This is a genomic window from Sporofaciens sp. St.21A7 (genome assembly GCF_059728535.1).
Genome location: NZ_BAAGFN010000001.1, coordinates 3,942,868 through 3,964,059 on the forward strand (window position 1 = coordinate 3,942,868; position 21,192 = coordinate 3,964,059).

Genomic DNA, 21,192 nt, shown 5'->3' on the forward strand with positions numbered 1-21,192 from the left:
AGGCAAATGCTTAAAATAACATTACAAAATATCAGATAACGGAGGCATATTTCTATGTCAAATACTACATCTACCCTTATGACAGAAGGCACTATCTGGAAGCGCATCATCACGTTTGCGTTTCCTCTTTTTTGGGGAAATCTTTTCCAGCAGCTTTATAATACGGCGGATTCCCTAATCGTCGGGAACTTTCTTGGCGATGCCGCACTTGCGGCTGTCAGCTCATCCGGCAGCCTTATTTTTCTGATGGTCGGGTTCTTTAACGGGATTTCTATTGGAGCGGGTGTTGTGATCGCCCGGTATTTCGGCGCGCGGGATATCTGCAGCCTCCAGAAGGCAATCCATACCACCATCGCTTTTGGACTAATCTGCGGATGTCTCCTTACGCTTGTAGGCGTCTTTGCAGCGCCCCAGATTTTGGTATGGATGGGGACGCCGTCTGCCGTCCTGCCTAACTCGATTACATATTTTCGGATTTATTTCTGCGGGTCACTGGCGTTCGTGATGTATAACATTTTCGTGGGTATCCTGCAATCGGTTGGCGACAGCCGCCACCCGCTGATTTACCTTGTAATTTCCTCTGCCATTAACATCACTCTGGATTTATTTTTCATTGGCGTGCTGCATTATGGCGTGGGAGGCGCGGCGCTTGCAACGGTTATCTCACAGTTTATCAGTGTGTCCCTGTGTCTGCGCCAGTTACTCCGAAGCCCGGAGGAATTCCGGATTTCCTTCCGGAAAATTCATCTTGAAAAAAATATGCTGCAACGGATTCTTACCAATGGGCTGCCCGCCGGATTCCAGAATTCCATTATTTCTGTTGCGAACGTGTTTGTTCAGGCAAATATCAACCAGTTCGGCCAAATGGCTGTGGCCGGATGCGGCGCATACTCGAAGGTGCAGGGTTTTGGGTTCCTGCCGATTACCTGCTTCTCCATGGCGCTTACCACCTTCATCAGCCAGAACCTTGGGGCCAGAAAATATGACCGCGCCAAGAAGGGCGCAGCTTTCGGCGTCGTCTGTACAACTATTGGTGCGGAGATGATCGGGATAATCATCTATTTCCTTGCGCCGCTGCTGATTGCCGCTTTCAACAATACACCGGAGGTCGTCGCCTTTGGGACGAGCCAGGCGAGGACGGAGACGTTCTTCTTCTTCCTGCTGGCGTTCTCCCACTGTATGGCTGGAATCCTGCGGGGAGCGGGAAAATCCATAGTTCCGATGATCGTCATGCTGATTTTCTGGTGCGGCGTCCGAATTGGATATATCTCGGTTGTAATCCATTTTGTCCCGGTAATCAATGTGATTTTTTGGGCTTATCCCCTTACGTGGACGCTGAGTTCCGTGGTATTTACCCTCTATTACTGGAAATCCAAACCTTTAGAAGCGAAAATTAACGCTTGACATTTTGATACATTTTAGGAGGAATTTTGTTATGAATACTGTTTTATCATTGATTTCCGTAGTCATCGGGAATTTTCTGTATGCTTTGACCGTAAAGCTGTTCCTGCTTCCTGCCGGTCTGGTGACAGGAGGGACCACCGGTATTGCGCTGACCGTCAACTATCTGACAGACTTTTCCATCTCATCCTTTGTCCTTGTTTTTAATGTGGCAATGCTGGTCATTGGTTTCTTTTGTCTGGGAAAAGCCTTTGCCGTTACCACACTTGCCAGTACCTTCTTGTATCCGTTGTCGTTGGAAGTGCTTGACCGGGTGTTAGGGAACTACATACTGACTCAGGATATCCTGCTATGTACCATTTTTTCCGGGCTTGGCATCGGGATGGCCCTTGGAATCGTCATCCGCTCAGGGGCGTCTACGGGAGGCATGGACATCCCTCCGCTTGTGTTGCAAAAAACGGTACGGATTCCAGTGTCTGTCAGTATGTATGCATTTGACGTCTGTATCTTGCTGTCACAGGCATTGTTCCGTCCGGCGGAAAATATCCTGTACGGAGTGGTACTGGTACTGATTTATACCCTTGTGCTGGATAAAATGCTGCTCATGGGCGCAACGAGGACGGAGATTAAGATTATCAGTGAGAAATCTGATGAGATACGCGACGCAATCCTGACCCAGATTGACCGGGGCGTTACCATATTGAACGGGGAAAGCGGTTATCTGCATAACCCCTCTCCCGTTATTTTAAGTGTGATATCTAACCGGGAACTGCCTAAAGTGGAGAAGCTGATTCACAATATTGACCCGGAAAGTTTCATCATTGTCAGCAGGGTGAGTGAAGTACGGGGACGCGGGTTTTCGTTGAATAAACGCTACCAATAGTTTTTAGCGGCAGCAAGGGGAATGCCATTTGGCTTTCTATAGCTGCCGCTTTTATAATTTCTTATTTGCAGGATAGATTTCTTTGAACCTCTGGAAATCCTCCTCATATCGCTTCATATTTTCAGGATTAGGTTCTGTTACTTCACTGCTTAAATGCACCATACTGTCGCAAGCTTCCCCATAATTTCGGAAATATCCGCTTCCTACCGCCGCCGTCATTGCCGCGCCGACGCCTGCTTGTTCCTTCTCTTGATTCGTATATACCGGGCATTGGTACATATCCGCCTGTATCTGCCGGAATAACCGGCTCTTTGCCCCTCCACCCGCCGCAATCATGCGCTCTGCCGTAATTCCCAGAGAATGGAAAATGTCATAAGACTCCTTCATACTATAGACAATCCCCTCCATCGTACTCCGAATCATATGTGCCTTCGTGTGCTTTAAAGTCATCCCCAAATAGATTGCCCTGGCATCCGGATCGTTATGGGGCGTACGTTCTCCATTCAAATACGGGAGAAACAACATTCCCTCGCTTCCTGCCGGGATCTCCTCTGCAATCTCCGTCATAGCATCGAAATCTTTGAATCCTAAAATCTGATCCTTCAGCCATTTCAGTGCGACACCGCCGCTTAAATGCGCCCCCATGATACTCCATAGTTTTTCTTCGCCATGGCACCATGTATTTGTCCGAAACTCAGGGTCATATAATGGCTGATCTAATGCACAGGTCAGGTGGCAGGCCGTCCCGATGGTCGATGCCATCCTGCCCCTCTGAATCATGCCGTTTCCAAGCTCCATCATCAAGGAATCGCCGCCGCCATAGGCAACAAAAGTCCCAGCCTTTAAACCCGTCTCCATTTCACACGCTTCTGTCACTGTACCAGCCTTTTCATATGACTCATGGCTCTGTGCCAGTAGATTCTGCGAAATGCCTAACCGATTTAGCAGTTGATATGCCCATGTACGATGTTCCATATCCCAAATACCTGTTCCACTGCCATCAGAGGCGTCTGTCCCTATCTCTGCACAGATACGGTAACGGATATAGTCTTTTGGCGACAATACTTTGCTGGTTCTCTCATAGTTCCAAGGCTCATGCTCCCGCACCCACAGAAGGGACGGCAGAAGGAATCCGGTACTGAGCCTGTTCCCATATATTTCACAGAATTCTTTCCGGGGAATTGTACCGTAAATCTGCTCAATCTGCTTGCTTGACCGCTGGTCTGCCCAGATAATGGCATTGCGGATTAATTTGCCGTGAGCATCTAACATTACAAGCCCGTGCATTTGACCGGAAAAGCCGATTCCGCTGATGTTTTCACGGATTTCTTCGCCTGTGCTTAGCATCTTACGGATTGCAAGGACAGCAGCTCTCCAGAGCTGTTCCATGTCCTGTTCGGCATAATTCAGTTCTGGTTTCATGATATCATATTCACACTGTCCTGCTGCGGCTATTCTTCCCTCCGTATTGACTGCGACTGCCCTTACACTTGACGTTCCTAAATCGATTCCTACGAAATACTTCATATGCGCTTCGCCTTTCTGCTTCTTTTTCTATTGTAATTTCCTGTCACTTTCTTGTCATTATACACCCTGCTTTCCTGTTTGATAAGCACTATTTTGACCTTATTGGCGCATTATTCTATACGACAAATCAGGCTTTGAAGTATAGATTGTTTGCAGCGGTAGTTTTTGACGACCGTTATATAACTGGAAACTATAATTTTCAGGATCCGGCGGATTTCCAGATGTATCTGGATGAGCTTAGGAGTTCGATTAACGGACATGTGAATATGGATGTGAATGTGACACCGGAATCGGGAATCCTCACATTATCTACTTGTATCGAAACATCGCCAAATGAAAGATGGATAGTGAATGCGACTCGGGAGCAGTAAGAGCCGTAGACAGTTTGTATGGCAGAGATATTAAGGCATTTAAAGCTTTAATATATAATCACACGAATAACAGATTAAGGAAGGAGTAAGAGAATATGAAATTAAAAAAATTAGTTGCTCTGATTACTGCAGGCGCTCTTTGCCTTGGTATGAGCATGACCGCATTTGCAGCTGGCACAGACAAAAGCCCTGAAAAAGTTCCTGCATATGCCACAGACGAAAATGGAAAAGTTCTTCCATTAGAGTATAAAGAAACCACTGAGGCAGCCGTTAAGGATGCACTCAAAGATCCAGAAAAAATAGCTGATCTTTTTGAAGAGAACGGATTTGATTTAAAAGACGGTGAGACACCTGTAGTCGTTTTCTCCAAAGATGTTGATCTGAAAGATGGCGAAAAAATTCCAGAGGGTGGTTTGGATCTTGATTTAAATATCGGTTCTGCTGCAGCAGCCGGTTTAAAGCACGGTGATACCGTATATGTTTTCCACTGGGGAAAAGATGGCTTGGAGATCATCCCTGTTACAGTTATTACTGTTAATGGCAATGCAGTTGTTAAGGTTCATGTCAGTGACTTATCACCATTTGCAGTTGTTAAGGTAATGTCTAACGGTAAGGTTGTTAAGGTTGATACTACAACTGGTAGGAGAACGAATTTAGATGGTACTAGGACGCCGTCTTCTCCAAGAACAGGAGAATAATCTATTAGAATTTTGCCGCATAAATTGACAATTCCGGTTAAAAATTTACTTTATCCCTCACCGAATTGTTGATGAAACAGTGAATTCATGGTGTAGGGAGCTTAACCCTACGTTAAAAAAAATAAGTGATATGACATAACTGTTATTGTGTGATAGAAAGGGACCATCTAGCCGTAGGCGGGATGGTCCCTTTCCATGCGCAGACCCGTGCAGAGGAAATATGCCGCTGAAGCGGCGCACGGGTCGCGCTGCGAGCAGGGGAAGATGGCTCTTGCCTACTCGATTCATTATTATCCGTCATATTGTATATAAATTTTAGATTTAGGTGCTTCGTTCGCTTCCAACTCTTACGGCATCTCAATTGGCTAATCTTATTTCTACATTTTCCACTAAAACAAATGAAAAAAACCACCCTGCTTATAGCCGAATGGTCTCTTTCTATCACACAATAACAGTTATGTCATATCACTTATTTTTTTTAACGTAGGGCTAAGTTCCCTACAGATACGGCATATTGAACAATTCTGTGAGAAATATATTTTTAACAGAATTGTCAGCCTATGCCTGGAAAACAAATGAATTACTCGCCTGTCTTTGGAGAAGCCTTCTTAGCAGGTGTTACAACCTTACCAGTATCTTTCTCCAGAGTGATAACCTTCTCTACCGGCTTACCATCTTTATCATATGTTATCTGTGTAATCTTTACGAAAGCAAATGGAGAGAAATCGAATACTTTCGCATACAATTTACCATCTCTGTACTCAGCCCATCCATTAAGAACTTCCCACTTTGTTCCATTCCAGTGAAGCACATAAAGACGGTCACCATTTGATAAACCATTTTTCTGGGTATCAGTCAGAGCAACTTCAATCTGAACACCTTTGGAAGTGTCTGTCCCCTTTGGAACATCAATATCTGCTGCAACAACTACTTCAGCTTTGCTGTTTTCTGGCATGTCGCCACGTCCAGAATTCTCCAGGATTGATGTTAAATCCTTTTTAACATCCTCTAACTGCTGTTTGTTTAACGGTTTTACTTCAAGTTTTACATCGCCAGCTGTAACGCCTGCCGGAAGCTCTTCACGGCTAGCATCTGCTGCAAATGCTGTTAAGCTCATACCGAGGCAAAGAGCGCCTGCAGTACATAAAGCAACTAATTTCTTAAACTTCATATTCTTTTACTCCTTCCTTATTCTGTTACTTGTGTGATTATATATTAAAGCTTTATATGCCTTAATATCCTTATCAGACCATCTATGGTCAACTACTGCTCCCGTGTCGCATTCACCATCCATCTTTCATTCGGCGATGTAGCAATACAGGTAGACAATGTAAGTATCCCTGATTCCTGTGTAACATTCACGTCCTTATTCACATGTCCGTTAATGGAACTCCTAAGCTCATCCAGATACATCTGGAAATCTTCCGGATCCAAGAAATTATAATTCCCAAGTATATACCGGTCATCAAAAACCACCGTTGCAAAGATTCTATACTTCAAAGCCTGATTTGGCATATAAATATAAATGTACGGATTAGCGTCAAAGAACGCCTGATCTTCATACAGATGAAGATTCGCAAACATGCTTCCGTTCTTCATATCATGTCCATAAACGATGGTTACCGGATCCGTAAAATCTTTTGCATTATACTTCTCCGTATAAATCGTCCCCGGAAGCCCTTCCTTCTTCTCAATCGTGTGGTTCAGATAATATTCATCCGGCTCCGTCTCACTCTGGAGAATCGGATAATCCACATTCGTTCCCGGAATCCAAATCCATGCGTATACATCCGGATTCACTTCCTGAAGAGCCGCAAAATCAATCTCACGGTTCATCGGATCATTCGGATCTTCCTTAACTGTAGCCTGTTCTTTCAACTTCTCATATCGTTCCTGAGTCTTATCCGGATCTGCCGTCTTCGCTTCCTCGGCGGCAACTTTCGCTTTTTCCTTGGATGAATGCATATAGAACCCAACCCCGCCTGCCGCTGCAAGCACTAATACGACTGCAAGGATAATAATCAGTTTCGAATTCCCAGAAGACTTCTTCTGCTTCTTATCTTGATCCATTGGTTTCTCCTCCATAACCTTATCTTACTATGTTTTCCCTCCATAATCAACCCTTTATGGAATCTCTTTGTAAAAATTATTGATAACAATCTCTTTCAACTGGTCAGTGTCTACATTATACTCCATATATTCGCCCCAGGTTGCTTCACCTGGAATTGTCATCATATCCTCCGCACTCAATGGGATATTCAATAACTCCGGCACCAAATAGGCGATATCCTCCACCGTAATATTCGTAAACATATTGCCTTGAAGACTGTTATAAATCGTAATTGGAAGCGTCATATCCTTTTTTATTGCTTCTTTTGCTGTTGCAAAATAGTTGGTAATATATTGCTTTTCACGTTCAAGCCGATTCAAGCTGCTTCCATAGATGTTGGTATCTCTCTGGCGTACATAATCCTCCGCCATCTTCCCTTCCAGATGAATAGTCTCTCCAGCACGATATGTCCCAGTAGAACCATTGATATCCTCCAACACCTGCACGTCAACTCCGCCAATCGCGTCATTCAAAATTGGAATCGCGGAAAGGTTAATCGAACAATACCGTTGAATCGGCACCTTGTAAAATAAATTCGACACCGCATCTACCATAAGCTCAGCGCCTTCTGCCGCGGTCTGTCCATATGCGTGTTGCGCAGTAAGCTGTATATTCTCGGTTCTTACAAAATATCCGGCCGAATCAACAACCTTAACCGGAACAATAGTATCTCTTGGAATCGCGAAAATCTTAATCTTGCCGCTTGCAATATTAAGGCTTACCAAAATTACTGCATCTGCAAATCCTTCTCCTCCGGTCTCAAGTCCAGTAATAGCTGTCTTTTCTTCAATCGGAACATCCTTGGCTATTCCCAGACAAAGGAAATTAATGACATCCTCATTATATTGGTACTTCTTATTATTATATGTAATGTATAACCCTTCCTGCGCCTCTGCTGAATCCCCTGCTGCCGCAACATTGGTTTTAAGATGTTTTTCACCTTGGGCGCGCAAATAGAAGAAGCCCCCCGTCAGTCCTGCAATACCGACCACAATAACCGCTATCAGGCCTAACATAACCTTCTTCCATCTCTTCAGGGTGCGATGTTTCTTGTGCTTCTCATGCTTGTGCTTATGCCGGTGTCTGTGATGTCTATGTTCATCATCATCCCAAGAGCCATCGTCATCAAGAGGCCTGTCGTCGAAAGAATCCTCATAAAGGACTTCGATTGAAAAATCCGAGGAATCCCCTGTACTATCCACTTCGGGGAAAAGGTCGTTATTTTTTTTCATCATTGCCTCCATATATCAGTCCACTACAAAAAACAAATAAATGCTTTCTATTAAAAATTATACTTTATTTCCTATGAATGTCAAGTAAAAACGAAAAGTTTTATTTGAAATAAATGACAAAAATAACTTACAATGGTTGATATTATCCTGCTATATTTACTAAAATGAACGATACTTTGAGGAGAGCGGGCAATCCTCTCTCCTCAATCTTATCGTAATTGCGTTCATGATCTTTGATATCATTCATGCCCTGCAAATGCCTTCAAACTTCCATTCTCCACATCCAGCACGATAGTATCCTGCGCCCCTATGTCTCCCTTTAGCATCAGCCTTGCCGCCATCGTCTCTACATTCTTCTGGAGATATCGTTTCAGCGGCCTTGCCCCATAAGTCGGGTCGTATCCGCCCTCTACCACATAATTCTTCGCCGCCTCCGTAAGTGAAATAGAAATCTCCCTGTCCGCCAGACGTTTGTTGACATCTGCCACCAACAAGTCAATAATATGATAAATATCGCCTTTCGTCAACGGCTTGAACAGAATCGTCTCATCCAGCCGGTTCAAGAATTCTGGCCTGAAATGTGCCCTTAAATCATCCATGACCATCTTCTGGCTTTCCTCGCTGATATTCCCCTGGTCATCAATTCCTTCTAATAAATAGGAAGAACCAATATTAGACGTCATAATCAGAATCGTATTCTTAAAGTCCACGGTACGCCCCTGGGAATCCGTAATCCGCCCGTCGTCCAACACCTGAAGCAGCACATTGAACACGTCTGGATGGGCTTTCTCCACCTCGTCGAACAACACTACGGAATAGGGTTTCCTGCGGACTGCCTCGGTCAACTGGCCGCCTTCGTCATATCCCACATATCCCGGAGGCGCCCCAATGAGTCTTGACACAGAATACTTCTCCATATATTCGCTCATGTCAATCCGCACCATGTTGCCCTCGTCGTCGAACAGGCTCTCTGCAAGAGCCTTTGCAAGCTCGGTCTTCCCCACGCCCGTAGGTCCAAGGAACAGAAATGAGCCAATGGGCTTCGTGGGATCTTTAATCCCAGCCTTGGAACGGATAATCGCCTCTGTCACTAATTCCACGCCTTCATCCTGCCCAATCACCCGCTTATGAAGCTCTTCCGCCAGATGAAGGGTCTTGCTGCGCTCACTCTCATTAAGTTTTGTGACCGGAATCCCCGTCCACCGGGATACGATTTTTCCGATTTCCTCGTCGGTCACGCTCTCATGAACCAGAGACTTCTCTTCATCCTTAACTTTTGCTTCTTCTGCCTCTAACTGCTTCTGTAACTGAGGAAGTTTCCCATACTGTAACTCCGCTGCTTTATTCAGGTCATAGGACTGCTGCGCCTTCTCGATATCCTTGTGTACCTGCTCAATCTCTTCCCTAAGTTTCCGGACGCGCTCCACATCCACCTTTTCGTTATCCCACTGTGCTTTCTTTCCAGCAAACTCTTCCCTAAGCTCCGCCAATTCCTGCTGCAAGTGTTCTAGCCGCTCCCGGCTCAGCCGGTCGTCTTCCTTCTTGAGCGCTGCCTCCTCAATCTCCATCTGCATAATCTTCCTCTGGAGTTCGTCTAACTCGGCGGGCATAGAGTCAAGCTCCGTCTTAATCAGCGCACACGCCTCGTCTACCAGGTCGATTGCCTTGTCCGGAAGGAAACGGTCGGAAATATACCGCTCCGACAAAGTTGCCGCCGCTACCAGCGCGCTGTCCGTAATCTTCACCCCGTGGAATACCTCATAACGATCTTTCAGCCCCCGGAGAATGGAAATGGCATCCTCCACCGTCGGCTCATCCACCATCACCGGCTGGAAACGCCGTTCCAGAGCGGCATCCTTCTCGATATACTGCCGGTATTCATCCAGCGTCGTCGCTCCGATACAATGAAGTTCCCCTCTTGCCAGCATCGGCTTTAGCATATTGCCAGCATCCATGGCGCCGTCTGTCTTGCCTGCCCCTACAATGGTATGCAGCTCGTCGATGAACAGGATGATCCTGCCGTCGCTGTTCTTCACATCCTCCAGTACGGCTTTCAGACGCTCCTCGAACTCGCCCCGGTATTTTGCGCCTGCTACCAGCGCGCCCATGTCCAGAGAGAAAATGGTCTTGTCCTTCAGTCCTTCCGGCACGTCGCCCCGGACGATTCTCTGCGCCAATCCCTCTACCACAGCCGTCTTGCCGACGCCAGGTTCTCCAATCAGTACAGGATTATTCTTCGTCTTACGGGAAAGAATCCTGATTACATTGCGGATTTCTGAGTCCCGCCCAATCACCGGGTCTAATTTCTGCTCCCTTGCGCGCTCTACCAGGTCTGAGCCGTATTTGTTCAGGGTGTCATAGGTATCTTCCGGGTTATCGCTGGTCACACGCTGGTTGCCTCTGACCGTGGACAATGCTTTCAGGAAGTCATCCCGTTTGATGCCCATTTCCCGGAAAATGGTCTTGAGTTCTCTGTTGGGGTATTTCAGGAGGGACAGGAAAATGTGCTCAACGGATACATATTCATCCCCCATCTGCCGCGCTTCGTCTTCGGCGTGGATGAGCGCTTTATTCAAATCCTGCCCGATAAACTGCTGGCCGCCCTGTACTTTGGTCCGTTTCCTAAGGGCTTCCTCTGTCCGTTCAAGAATCGTGTTCTTGTCGATTCCCATCTTCTCCATGAGCTTGAGTATCAAGCTGTCCTCCTGAGTCAGCAACCCATAGAGGAGATGCTCCTGTTCAATCTCCTGGTTGCCGTATTCCAGCGCTACCCGCTCACATTGGTTCACTGCCTGCATGGATTTCTGCGTAAATTTATTTATATTCATAGTACAGCCTCCTTTTTAATGCTGAATTAGTTGGTGTTCTATTTACAATATAACATTAACGCATTTTGTTAGCACTGTCAAGGATTGAGTGCTAATTCTTTTATAAAAATTTTGTGAAGCCCTAATCACTGACTTCACAACAATTCTCAATATCACTTAGTACGCCTTCTCCTGCCTCTATTTCAGCATGTCCAAAATCTCATCCTTTGGCTTCGCGCCAACTTCCCTTTTAACCGCCTCTCCGTTCTTGAAGACCATCAGCGTCGGGATTGACATTACCCGATACTCCTTCGCCAGTTCCGGGTTCTCATCTACGTCCACCTTACAAATCTTCGCATCTGTGACCTCTCCCGCAATCTCCTCGATAATCGGTCCTACCATCTGGCAGGGTCCGCACCATGTCGCCCAGAAATCAACCAGAACCGGCACATCAGACTCCAATACCTCTTTCTTAAAATTTTCCTTTGTCAAATGTAATGCTGCCATCTTTTATCTTCCTTTCTGCATAAAAATATATAATATACTTTATTATAACCTATTTTTCCATACATTTTTAGCTAAAAAACCAATTTTATGAAATTTTTTTAATTAGGATTAAAAAAATATCTTATAATCTTTGTAACGAAACGCCAAGTCATGCGTCTAATTAGCAAATGAAGGAGGTGAGGGAATGAAGATTGATTTTGACGATCTGTATGAACGATTTTTTAAAGACGTTTATCTGTTTGTACTGGCAATGAGTAAGGATCCGCACATTGCCGAAGAGATTACTCAGGAAACGTTTTTCAAAGCGCTCAAAGAAGCCAAAAATTTCCGCGGGAACTGCTCTGTGAAGACATGGCTCTGCCAGATAGCCAAGAATCTCTATATCTCCGGCACACGTAAGAAAAAGCCGGTACACTCCGAAGCCCTGGAAGATATGCCGGACGATTCGGACGTGGAGGATATCTGTATCCGAAAAGGCGAAGCCCTCTCCATCTATAAAGTCCTTCATTGCCTGAGCGAGCCGTACAAGGAAGTCTTTACTCTCAGGGTACTTGGTGATTTAAGTTTTAAGGAAATCGCAGAAATCTTTGAAAAGCAGGAAAACTGGGCAAGAGTCACCTACCACCGGGCAAGGCTCAAGATACGGGAGCATATGCAGGATTAAGAAGAAGCGGCCGCCTGAAAACGGCGGCAGAAAGGAGATCGTTATGAATAAAATATCTTGTGATGTAATTAGAGATTTGCTGCCCCTCTATAAAGATGACGTATGCAGCGAGAAAAGTAAGGATTTGATTGAAGGGCATCTGCCTGAATGTGAGGATTGCCGTGAATATCTGGATGCGTTAAACTCCGAACTTCCTCCTGTCACTCTTGCGCAGGACGGAACCGGCGCAAAGAACGGCAATGAATCCGGCTCTTCTGCTTCGGATGGTATCGAGACGTTACGGCGGATTTCCCGGCAGATTAACTGGCTGAAAGTGGTCGTTGTCCTGTCGGCAGCCATTATGGTATTCGTGGTTTCAACCTCCCTTTCTTTAGTAAAAGAGTATAATCCGGAGCTTTACCTGTTCGACAGACGCGTGGCAGTCGAAGATATGCAAATGACGGAACTATACCAGTTAGAAAACGGGGATTTCTATATTACGTTAGAAAGCGAGCATCCTTGCTCCCCTATTTCATATGGCGACAGGATCGACTCTCCTGACAGTGAATATTCCGAATCTTATGACAATGGAGAAAGCTGTCTGTCCCTTGAGAAAGTATCCAGATTGGAACAAGTATTTCTTGGCCGGTTGGATTCCCAGACATACTCCTTCGTAGTTCCCGCCGAAGAGACCGTTGGGCAGGAAGAGATTTTCCCGGATGACAGCGACTTTTGGGACTTTCCTGCAGCAGTCCATAAAAACTCATTCATATATTATCAGGGCAAGCATAATAAACGATTTACCATCTGGAAGGAGGGACAGGAGATTATGCCAGCGCCGGCGTCTGTGGAAAAAAGGGTTCAGGAGGAACTGGAAATGAAGGAACAAGGAACCAGGGATTCCTCCGGGCATGAAGATATTCTGTTTCTGTATTAGGCCATTCCTATCAAGGACTGGGGCTGTTGCAAAATCGCAGCCTCAGTCCTTTTGTTTACTTGTAGTTTTTTCATTGGAAGTATAGTCATTATGCCTGCGATTTGGTATAATAGTAACAATAAGGCCCGTATTTACTTAACGGTTGGGGGACATTCAGTTTGCGGGGAATGAAAGGGATGTTAGCAGGAATGAAAAACAGAAGATTGAAACGTGGCGCGTTAATTTTTCTATGCCTGATTCTGACAGCGTGCATGTCTGCCGGATTCATGCCACACACCGCCCACGCGGCAGAAAAGCGGACGGTAAAGGTCGCGTTTTTCCCAATGAACGGATACCATATGAAAGGGGAAGACGGCAGCTATATCGGTATGGATGTGGATTATCTGGAAGCGTTACGCAACTATACCAACTGGGAAATTGAATATGTGGAATGTAAGGACTGGGATGCGGCGCTTACCCTTGTGGCCGAGCACAAGGCGGACCTGGTAGGCAGCGCCCAGTATTCGGCGGAACGGGCGGAGACTTACCAGTATGCAGACCTGTCCAGCGGATATACCTTCGGTATCATAGCCACCAATCCAGACAGCAGCCTGGCATATGAGGATTTTGAAGCCATGGAGGAAATCACCTTCGGGATGGTCCGTACCTATGTGCGCAGGGAGGAGTTTCTGGGTTATCTTGCCGACAACGGGGTTGCGTCTCCGAAAATCAGGGAATATGATTCCACGGCAGACTTACAGGATGCGCTTGACCGGGGGGAAGTGGACGCACTTGTCCATACTTTCATGGAAATCAGGGAAGGACAGCGCTTGATTGGGCGTTTTGCCCCAAGGCCCTTTTACTACCTCTCTTATCCCGGGAATGATGATGTGATGCGTGAACTGAACAACGCCATTGCAGATTTGAAGATGAATGAGCCGGGTCTGGAAACCCAGTTGATGAATCGCTTCTATCAGAGCAAGCTGGACAAGACCATTGTATTTACTTTAGATGAGAAGGAATATCTTGACGAGACAGACACCATCAAGGTTGGTTATCTTGACAGTTATTACCCATTTGTCTATGAGGAGGATGGCGAGTGCAAAGGATTGACGAAGGAAATGCTGGAGGGTATCGCAGCGCTTACCGGGATTAACATCTCCTGGCAAAAGGAGGCGAACCCTCAGGAAGCGCGCACTGCCCTTGAGAATGGAGAGATTGACGTTATGTCTTATTGTGTCCATGCCGAGGGTGAAGCCCATAACCATCAGCTTTCCAAGATCAAAGATTATGTACAGGTTCCTCTGGTATTCGTCTCGAAGGAAAGAACGGAGATGGAGTCGATTGAGTCTCTGGCAACGGTTGATTATCTTTCAAACAAGGCTGCCGAACTAATCGGTACGGCAGGCACTTCTGTTAAGGTATACGACAGCCCTAAGGATTGCCTGGACGCTGTGAAGGACGGGAACGTGGACGCTGTCATGTGCGACGGCTATTTGACAGAATATCTGCTGAGTTCCCAGATGCGCTATTATGACTTGGAGATTAAGAATGTGTTAAGCGACGGCCTGGGGATTTCTATGACTGTCCGCAACGACTCCCCTGAGCTTGCAGGTATACTGAACAAGACGCTGCTGACCATAGATGCGAGGGCAATCAGCGACTATATGCTGGAGAGTAACGTGTATTCCCTGGCAAGCGTCGGCATCTTCATACAGGAACATAGTTTTGTCATCATCCTGATCCTGATTGTAATTATGCTGGTGATTGTAATGGTTGCGCTGCATATCATCCGGGATGCCAAGAAGATTCAGAAGCTGATGTACAAGGATGTGGAGATTGACATCGGGAACCTGAATTACCTCATCTATACGGGCGAGAAAAAAATTCTGCCTAACCGGGCCGCCCAGCAGTACGGCATTGTTTACCTCAATATTTCACAATTTCAGCGTTTCAAGGTAATCTATGGATGGAATAACGGCCAAAAGCTTCTGGCTTTGATTGCAAAGGTCCTGACCCAATGCGTTGACGGAAAGAATGAAATCTGTGCAAAAGCTGACGGGGCACATTTTGCATTCCTTTTGTCTGATGAGAATGGAGATATCGCTAAGAGAGCCAAAAAGATTCAGCAGTTCATTGAAGAACGGATTTTCCAGACGATTGAAAGCCGGATTGAAGTCCAGATGGGAATCTATTTTATATCCCATGACAACGACGACCTGCGGGGAGCGATTGACTGTGCAAGCCAGGCGATTGATTTTATTGACAGTGACAGCGGGGAGAATATCCGGATCTATGATGAGGAACTTGAAAAGGCGGTACGTGAACGGCATCGGCGGGAAAAGCTGTTGGATTCCGTGGATATAGAAGAGAATTTTGTCGCTTATTATCAGGCGAAGGTGGATGTCAACACAGAGGAGATTGTGGGCGCTGAGGCGTTGGTACGTTTTCTGGACCCGACGGCGGACGGCGCTGTGCGGACTCCCTGGTTCTTCATCCCCTACTATGAACAGACCGGGAAGGTGGCGGACATTGATTTCTTTATACTCCAGTGTGCCTGCAAGATGCTCCGCAGACGGATAGACAGCGGGGAAAAGGTTGTGACGATTTCCTGTAATTTCTCCCGGATGCATTTTGTGAAGCCGGATTTTGCCAAGCGGTTTGAGCAGGTGTTGGATGAGTACCGTATCCCCAAAGAGCTGATTGAGGTTGAAATTACGGAGACACTCGTCATGGAGGAGATGGAGGAGAATCTCGCCAAGCAGACCTTGGACGACCTTCACGCCAAGGGGGTAAGGCTCTCTATTGATGATTTTGGCGCAGGGTATTCTTCCCTTGGCGTAATCGAGAAGATTCCGGCATCCGTAATCAAGCTTGACCGTTCTTTCCTGTTGAATAAGAAGGATAGGGAGCGTCAGGTGAAGATTATGAAGAGTATTGTGGAGCTTGCAGACAATCTAGGCTCCCAGATTGTGTGTGAAGGCGTGGAGACGGATGCGGATGTGGAACTGATGCGGGAGATTGGGGCGCGGGTTGCCCAAGGATACCGCTATGCGAAGCCGGTTCCGGAGGCAGATTTTGAGGCCAGGCTGTCCCAGAGATAAGCATTCATAAGAATCAAGGATGTTACGGATATCCGTACAAAACGGGAGCGCCGCAGTTATATGTGGCGCTCCCGTTTTTGATATCTGTGCTGCCCTTCTGTCAGTCTCCGGAAGGCAGTTCCATCACTATTCCGTTAAGGGCTGCAGAAACAAGCCCATCATGTCCGTCATACACCAATTTCAGCGAGAAAAATTCCCGCTCCTGCGCCAACAGCCGGAAGAAAATCTTATCGCCTTCCCAGATATTCAATTCCTGAATCTTGTCAATATCCACCCACTCCAGTTCTCCTTCATCACAGGGAATCTGCTCTCCTTCAAAACCGTCCGCCGTGAACAACGACATATACTCTGTTACTCCATTTCCAGATATAAAAGTCACAATCCCTCTATACCGGTAAGAAGTCAGGGTATATCCTGTCTCTTCCTTCACTTCCCGCAGCAGGCATTCCTCAGGACTTTCATCCTCCTCAAAATGCCCGCCTACGCCAATCCATTTATCCTTATTCACATCATTCTTCTTCACTGTCCTGTGCAGCATCAGATATTGATGGTCACGCTCAATATAACACAGCGTACTTAACTTCGCCATTTTTCTGCCTCATCCTTTCTATAAAATAATCCAAATCCTTCCATGATTTTATTTATCATAACATCCTCCATATAATTTTACAATTTCTTTTCATATGAATCCCTCATTCTCCCGACGAATGTGCTATACTGAAATCAAAATTATTTTCAGAACCGAATGTATCTGTGTTAGGTTCTTTAAAGGAGTCCGACTATGAAGAGAGTCATTAATTATGCCATTGATTCCGCAAGCGATGGTCTGCGTGTGGAACAATTCTTAAAGCGGCGCGGCTATTCCTGCCAAAATCTGACAGAAATCAAGCGAATGCCTGAGAGCATCCTTGTCAATGGCATCCATTACTATATGCGTCAGCAGCTTGCATCTGGAGATATTCTTTCGGTTCGCATCTGCGAGACCGGATGCTCCAAGAAGGTTCCGCCCGTCAGCCTTCCCCTTGACATTGTATATGAGGACGAAGACCTTATCGTGATTAACAAACCTGCCGGTATGCCTATCCACCCCTCACTGAATCATTATACGAATTCTTTGGCAAATGGGCTTGCCTGGTATTATCAGGAACAAGAAAAACCTTTCATTTTCCGCTGCTGTAACCGGCTGGACCGCGATACTTCCGGTCTTACGGTAGTTGCAAAGCATCTGGTCAGCGCAAGCATCCTCTCCAACATGGTACGCAGGCACCAGCTCCACAGGGAATATCTTGCCATCGTTCGGGGGCAGGTCACACCACAGTGCGGTACTATCGATGCGCCTCTGTCCCGCAAGCCCGGCACCATCATTGAGCGGATTGTGGACCTTGAACATGGTGAGACGGCAATCACCCATTACAGAGTCCTGGGCGAGAAAAACGGGTACAGCCTGGTCTCCCTTCGTCTGGAAACCGGCCGCACCCATCAAATCCGAATCCATATGAAATATCTTGGCTTTCCGCTAATCGGGGACTATCTGTATAATCCCGACATGGAAAAAATTCAGAGACAAGCACTGCACTCCCACAGGCTTGCATTCACACATCCTATCACAGGAGAAGAAATGACCTTCCACGCACGCCTGCCGGAGGATATGCTGGCTGTATTCAGAACATCCTGAACCGGTGAATCCGTTCCATGCAACGTTCTGCATTTTATCTCAGTACATACAGCTCATGAAGGGCCCTTGTGGCACAGATATATAGAAACTGCCGGAAGAATGGATTCTCCGGCTCTCTCCCTACTACAAATACCTGGTCAAATTCCAAACCTTTCGCCATGTAGTAGGTTGTGACCGTAATCCCTTTCCGAAATTTTTCGCTGTCCCGGTCTATATAGGATGTGTCTTTTCGTTTCTCACGGAGTACTTCATAGAATCTACGTGCCTCCTGCTCTGTCATGACAAGCACTGCGGCAGTCTCAAATCCGTCTTCTCCCAGATTCACCTTCTCAAGGATATGACTCACGATTTCTTCGCAGGAAATGCACGCTATCTCTTCTACGGCTTTTCCATGCCGTTTCATATATTCGATTCCCTGTATCCCGGCAATGCGGTTGGCATATTCCGCAATTTCGTATGTGTTGCGGTAGCTTCGGTTCAGCTCAATCTTACGTACTTTCTTCCCCAATATCTTAGGCAGGAATGTCAGTACATCCTGCATATGGTCATCCACCGTCTGCGCCCTGTCTCCCAGTATCGTCATATTACAGGAAAACATCCTCTCGAGGATTACATACTGGAGATAGGAATAATCCTGCATCTCATCAATGACCAGATGGCGGATACATCGTTGATCAGGTACGGTAAGCAGACGGTATTTTAAATATAGCAGTGGGTAGACATCTTCGTAAGCCAGTATCCGCTCCTCCCATGGCAGCTCTTTAAGCCGCTCCCATCCGTATTCTTCCAGCAGCCAGTTATAGATTTCGTAGATATCTCTGGTGACGTACATACTGCGGAACCGTTCTTTTATCGACTCCATTTCTTCATCCGAGATATTCCGCCCGCTAAGTGTCTCATATTCATCCACAAAATACTCCATCACAGCGTCCATGCGGGACAGAAGCGGGATATTCTGGAAACGGAAATAGAACATATGAAGGATGTCTTCTGCTTTCTTCACCATATTTTCAATTTTGAGATCTTTAAAATCAACCAGACGATCCTCAAGCTCTACCAGAAATCCTTCCGCTGCCGCCACATACTCTTTAGATTGTTTCCACCGATACCGCACATCATCCGAAACGCCTTGCGTTTTCCCTTCCGGACACGTATTGCAAGTGCTGCCGCTGTTTTCCCGGCGTACTCGCTCTATTTGCTTTTCAACCTGATTCCATCGATCTTCACAATCCTTTGCAATCTTTCTGAGCTGATGGTATGCGAAAAGATCGAAGCTCATCTCCTGGATATTTTCCTCCCCCAATTCCGGCAGGATATGGGAAATGTAATCAGAAAATACACTGTTCGGCGACAGAATCAGAATATTAGAAGACTGTAGGCGACCTCTGTCATGATATAGCAGGTATGCAATCCGATGCAGTGCAATTGACGTCTTTCCGCTACCCGCCGCCCCCTGGATAATCAAAATCTTATCTTTCGTGTTGCGGATAATTGTATTCTGCTCCCTTTGTATCGTCCGAACAATATTTTTAAGCTGTGTATCACTGTTGGCGCCAAGCTCCCGCTTGAGGACATCATCGTCAATCTTCATATCGCTCTCGAATTCATAGACCATCTTACCGCCGCGGATCTTATACTGCCGCTTTGACAGGATCTCCCCTTTGAGCTCCCCGGCCGGAGCCTCGTAGGATGCCGCTCCCTTGTCATAATCATAAAATAATCCGCTGACCGGGGCGCGCCAGTCATAGATTAGCGGTACGCTGCCCCTCTTCCTTGCAAAATTTCCGATTCCGATATAAAAGGTTTCGGCCTCCTCCTCTCCGTCGTAGACAAAATCAACACTTCCGAAAAACGGAGAATCCAGCATCTTCCTCCACAGACTTCTCCGTTTCTGATGTTCCTGACTTGCATTTACCTGACTGAAAAGAGCCTGCTGGTTATCGTAGTTCTCATAACCATACTGATCCATCTCCGTATAATTCTCCCAGTAATACTCGTTCATCTCTGCGATGTCTTTCTGCACATCACTGATTGTCTGGTCTATCTCCTGGATTTTGTTCCTTAGCTGGTCTATTACATAGTTTAAATAATCTACACCCCTGCTCATAACATTCTTGCCTTTCTATACTAAAGTCATCAATCTCATGGTATTATACTTGATAAAATATTAGAACGCAACTATTCTACTGCCCTGTGAGCAGTAATTTTATGTTATGCAGCAATCCCAATTACTATTTCCGGATACTGATAGCTGTCCCCACCGCTCCTGGGCCCGTATGCGCTCCGACACTGAAAGATAAGGGGTTATAATAGACCGTTGCCTCCGGGAATTCTTTCCTAAGCGTATCTATCCATTCTTTTTCCTCTTCCCCGCTAAGCCCGGCTCCGGCTCCTCCAATCACCACACGGCCCATGTCTACATCCTTGAATCTGGTTTTCAAATCGTTTTTCAGCGCCTCTATCATCTTATGTTTCCCTTTTTTCATTCCCCGTACTTTGGCAAATGCATCCAGCCGATCTCCCTGAATCGTAAGTACAGGCTTGATATTCAGCACTGCACCCAAAGCTGCGGCGGCAGGCGTCACTCTTCCTCCTTTTTTCAGGAATTCCAGTGTATCGACAGCTATGTAGATGCTGGCTTCATATGCCCGTTCTTCCAGCTCTCTTTTGATTTCTGCGGCGGAAATCCCTCTGTCTGCAAGCTCTTTCGCTTCCATCACAGATTCCCTCAGTGTCACGGATATCCTATGGTTGTCCACTACCTGCACTTTCCCGTCATAATCCGCCGCTAGACCGATTGCAGACTCACAGGAATTACTTAGACCGCTGGACATTGGGATATGTACAATTTCGTCATATCCGTCTTCAAGGAGCTCATCCCACATTCCCATAACCTCTCCCGGCGACGGCTGTGAAGTAGACACATCCCTTCCTCCCGTCAGGCTGCCGTAAAACATCTCCTGCGTAAGATCCACGCCCTCATAGTGCGTCTCGCCGTCAATGATTACGGGCATCGGAAGTGAATAGATTCCTAACTTCCTTGCTTCACTTTTTGAAATCCCACTGTTACTGTCTGTCATGATAGCTGTCTTCATACTGCACTTCCTCCCGCTCATTCATATCGTTTTTCTTATTCTCTCTAACTCAGTATTGTTATCCGTCTGTATTGCCAGAAGTCTCCCGCCTTAGGGCAGCCCCAAGCGCTTCCATATTTCTCTTGAAATTAACGGTATCCGTCTTTATAATAAAGTGTGACAAATTGTAACACTTTGGATTTTAAAATTCAATATCTTAACACGCAACTGTGACAAATAAGGG

At 46.3% G+C, this 21,192-nt stretch carries 17 protein-coding genes; 8 read left to right on the top strand and 9 right to left on the bottom strand.

Translation table 11 applies throughout. From position 1 onward, the window contains the following. Nucleotides 1-54 precede the first annotated feature (54 nt). Nucleotides 55-1,404, top strand: a complete 1,350-nt coding sequence (locus AC6I3O_RS19530; RefSeq protein ID WP_497852295.1) for an MATE family efflux transporter — start codon at nucleotides 55-57, stop codon at nucleotides 1,402-1,404. A gap of 31 nt (nucleotides 1,405-1,435) precedes the next feature. Further along, a complete protein-coding gene (locus AC6I3O_RS19535) occupies nucleotides 1,436-2,284 on the top strand; it encodes a YitT family protein (protein WP_497852296.1) in 849 nt (282 codons plus the stop codon). A gap of 51 nt (nucleotides 2,285-2,335) precedes the next feature. Here the strand turns inward: AC6I3O_RS19535 and xylB are convergent, their stop codons facing one another. After that, nucleotides 2,336-3,811: a xylulokinase gene (gene xylB / locus AC6I3O_RS19540; protein WP_497852297.1), complete on the bottom strand. Its 1,476-nt coding sequence runs from the start codon at nucleotides 3,809-3,811 to the stop codon at nucleotides 2,336-2,338. A 134-nt stretch (nucleotides 3,812-3,945) separates the two neighbouring features. Between xylB and AC6I3O_RS19545 the strand changes: the two genes are divergently transcribed. Together AC6I3O_RS19545 and AC6I3O_RS19550 are read left to right on the top strand one after the other, a co-directional pair. Further along, nucleotides 3,946-4,182 carry a sortase family protein gene (locus AC6I3O_RS19545; protein ID WP_497852298.1) on the top strand — a complete coding sequence of 79 codons (237 nt, stop codon included), beginning with the start codon at nucleotides 3,946-3,948 and terminating at the stop codon, nucleotides 4,180-4,182. Between the two features lie 95 nt (nucleotides 4,183-4,277). Next, nucleotides 4,278-4,880, top strand: coding sequence for a hypothetical protein (locus AC6I3O_RS19550; RefSeq protein WP_497852299.1), 603 nt, complete (start codon nucleotides 4,278-4,280; stop codon nucleotides 4,878-4,880). 580 nt (nucleotides 4,881-5,460) lie between these two features. Here the strand turns inward: AC6I3O_RS19550 and AC6I3O_RS19555 are convergent. From AC6I3O_RS19555 to trxA, 5 genes are all read right to left on the bottom strand, one after another. Then, on the bottom strand, nucleotides 5,461-6,051 hold the full coding sequence (locus tag AC6I3O_RS19555; protein WP_497852300.1) for a hypothetical protein: 591 nt from the start codon (nucleotides 6,049-6,051) through the stop codon (nucleotides 5,461-5,463). A 92-nt stretch (nucleotides 6,052-6,143) separates the two neighbouring features. Then, nucleotides 6,144-6,950, bottom strand: coding sequence for a class B sortase (gene srtB, locus AC6I3O_RS19560; RefSeq protein WP_497852301.1), 807 nt, complete (start codon nucleotides 6,948-6,950; stop codon nucleotides 6,144-6,146). A gap of 54 nt (nucleotides 6,951-7,004) precedes the next feature. Continuing rightward, nucleotides 7,005-8,225 (bottom strand): LCP family protein, encoded by a 1,221-nt coding sequence (locus AC6I3O_RS19565; protein ID WP_497852302.1) that lies wholly within the window; start codon nucleotides 8,223-8,225, stop codon nucleotides 7,005-7,007. A 236-nt stretch (nucleotides 8,226-8,461) separates the two neighbouring features. Next, complete coding sequence (gene clpB / locus AC6I3O_RS19570; protein ID WP_497852303.1) at nucleotides 8,462-11,050, bottom strand: ATP-dependent chaperone ClpB; 2,589 nt, start codon at nucleotides 11,048-11,050, stop codon at nucleotides 8,462-8,464. Nucleotides 11,051-11,227: 177 nt separating this feature from the next. Continuing rightward, complete coding sequence (gene trxA, locus AC6I3O_RS19575) at nucleotides 11,228-11,536, bottom strand: thioredoxin (protein ID WP_497852304.1); 309 nt, start codon at nucleotides 11,534-11,536, stop codon at nucleotides 11,228-11,230. Nucleotides 11,537-11,720: 184 nt separating this feature from the next. Between trxA and AC6I3O_RS19580 the strand changes: the two genes are divergently transcribed. The 3 genes from AC6I3O_RS19580 (at nucleotide 11,721) to AC6I3O_RS19590 (ending at nucleotide 16,199) form a co-directional block, all read left to right on the top strand. Continuing rightward, nucleotides 11,721-12,200, top strand: a complete 480-nt coding sequence (locus AC6I3O_RS19580; RefSeq protein ID WP_497852305.1) for an RNA polymerase sigma factor — start codon at nucleotides 11,721-11,723, stop codon at nucleotides 12,198-12,200. 43 nt (nucleotides 12,201-12,243) lie between these two features. Next, nucleotides 12,244-13,116 carry a zf-HC2 domain-containing protein gene (locus AC6I3O_RS19585; protein ID WP_497852306.1) on the top strand — a complete coding sequence of 291 codons (873 nt, stop codon included), beginning with the start codon at nucleotides 12,244-12,246 and terminating at the stop codon, nucleotides 13,114-13,116. A 188-nt stretch (nucleotides 13,117-13,304) separates the two neighbouring features. Next, nucleotides 13,305-16,199: an EAL domain-containing protein gene (locus AC6I3O_RS19590; RefSeq protein ID WP_497852307.1), complete on the top strand. Its 2,895-nt coding sequence runs from the start codon at nucleotides 13,305-13,307 to the stop codon at nucleotides 16,197-16,199. A 100-nt stretch (nucleotides 16,200-16,299) separates the two neighbouring features. Here the strand turns inward: AC6I3O_RS19590 and AC6I3O_RS19595 are convergent, their stop codons facing one another. Continuing rightward, on the bottom strand, nucleotides 16,300-16,788 hold the full coding sequence (locus AC6I3O_RS19595) for an NUDIX hydrolase (protein ID WP_497852308.1): 489 nt from the start codon (nucleotides 16,786-16,788) through the stop codon (nucleotides 16,300-16,302). Nucleotides 16,789-16,980: 192 nt separating this feature from the next. Between AC6I3O_RS19595 and AC6I3O_RS19600 the strand changes: the two genes are divergently transcribed. Next, nucleotides 16,981-17,874 (top strand): RluA family pseudouridine synthase, encoded by an 894-nt coding sequence (locus tag AC6I3O_RS19600; protein WP_497852309.1) that lies wholly within the window; start codon nucleotides 16,981-16,983, stop codon nucleotides 17,872-17,874. 34 nt (nucleotides 17,875-17,908) lie between these two features. Here the strand turns inward: AC6I3O_RS19600 and AC6I3O_RS19605 are convergent, their stop codons facing one another. Both AC6I3O_RS19605 and AC6I3O_RS19610 read right to left on the bottom strand, forming a co-directional pair. After that, nucleotides 17,909-19,981, bottom strand: coding sequence for a HelD family protein (locus AC6I3O_RS19605; RefSeq protein ID WP_497852310.1), 2,073 nt, complete (start codon nucleotides 19,979-19,981; stop codon nucleotides 17,909-17,911). A 124-nt stretch (nucleotides 19,982-20,105) separates the two neighbouring features. Then, nucleotides 20,106-20,969 (bottom strand): DegV family protein, encoded by an 864-nt coding sequence (locus AC6I3O_RS19610; RefSeq protein WP_497852311.1) that lies wholly within the window; start codon nucleotides 20,967-20,969, stop codon nucleotides 20,106-20,108. Nucleotides 20,970-21,192 lie beyond the last annotated feature (223 nt).

Bases quoted from the DNA above. Each gene is read 5' to 3' on its own strand.
- clpB (WP_497852303.1), bottom strand. From the start codon at position 11,050: ATGAATATAAATAAATTTACGCAGAAATCCATGCAGGCAGTGAACCAA.
- AC6I3O_RS19550 (WP_497852299.1), top strand. From the start codon at position 4,278: ATGAAATTAAAAAAATTAGTTGCTCTGATTACTGCAGGCGCTCTTTGC.
- AC6I3O_RS19595 (WP_497852308.1), bottom strand. From the start codon at position 16,788: ATGGCGAAGTTAAGTACGCTGTGTTATATTGAGCGTGACCATCAATAT.
- xylB (WP_497852297.1), bottom strand. From the start codon at position 3,811: ATGAAGTATTTCGTAGGAATCGATTTAGGAACGTCAAGTGTAAGGGCA.
- srtB (WP_497852301.1), bottom strand. From the start codon at position 6,950: ATGGATCAAGATAAGAAGCAGAAGAAGTCTTCTGGGAATTCGAAACTG.
- AC6I3O_RS19530 (WP_497852295.1), top strand. From the start codon at position 55: ATGTCAAATACTACATCTACCCTTATGACAGAAGGCACTATCTGGAAG.
- AC6I3O_RS19610 (WP_497852311.1), bottom strand. From the start codon at position 20,969: ATGAAGACAGCTATCATGACAGACAGTAACAGTGGGATTTCAAAAAGT.
- AC6I3O_RS19590 (WP_497852307.1), top strand. From the start codon at position 13,305: ATGAAAAACAGAAGATTGAAACGTGGCGCGTTAATTTTTCTATGCCTG.
- AC6I3O_RS19535 (WP_497852296.1), top strand. From the start codon at position 1,436: ATGAATACTGTTTTATCATTGATTTCCGTAGTCATCGGGAATTTTCTG.
- AC6I3O_RS19600 (WP_497852309.1), top strand. From the start codon at position 16,981: ATGAAGAGAGTCATTAATTATGCCATTGATTCCGCAAGCGATGGTCTG.
- AC6I3O_RS19585 (WP_497852306.1), top strand. From the start codon at position 12,244: ATGAATAAAATATCTTGTGATGTAATTAGAGATTTGCTGCCCCTCTAT.
- trxA (WP_497852304.1), bottom strand. From the start codon at position 11,536: ATGGCAGCATTACATTTGACAAAGGAAAATTTTAAGAAAGAGGTATTG.
- AC6I3O_RS19605 (WP_497852310.1), bottom strand. From the start codon at position 19,981: ATGAGCAGGGGTGTAGATTATTTAAACTATGTAATAGACCAGCTAAGG.
- AC6I3O_RS19580 (WP_497852305.1), top strand. From the start codon at position 11,721: ATGAAGATTGATTTTGACGATCTGTATGAACGATTTTTTAAAGACGTT.
- AC6I3O_RS19565 (WP_497852302.1), bottom strand. From the start codon at position 8,225: ATGATGAAAAAAAATAACGACCTTTTCCCCGAAGTGGATAGTACAGGG.
- AC6I3O_RS19555 (WP_497852300.1), bottom strand. From the start codon at position 6,051: ATGAAGTTTAAGAAATTAGTTGCTTTATGTACTGCAGGCGCTCTTTGC.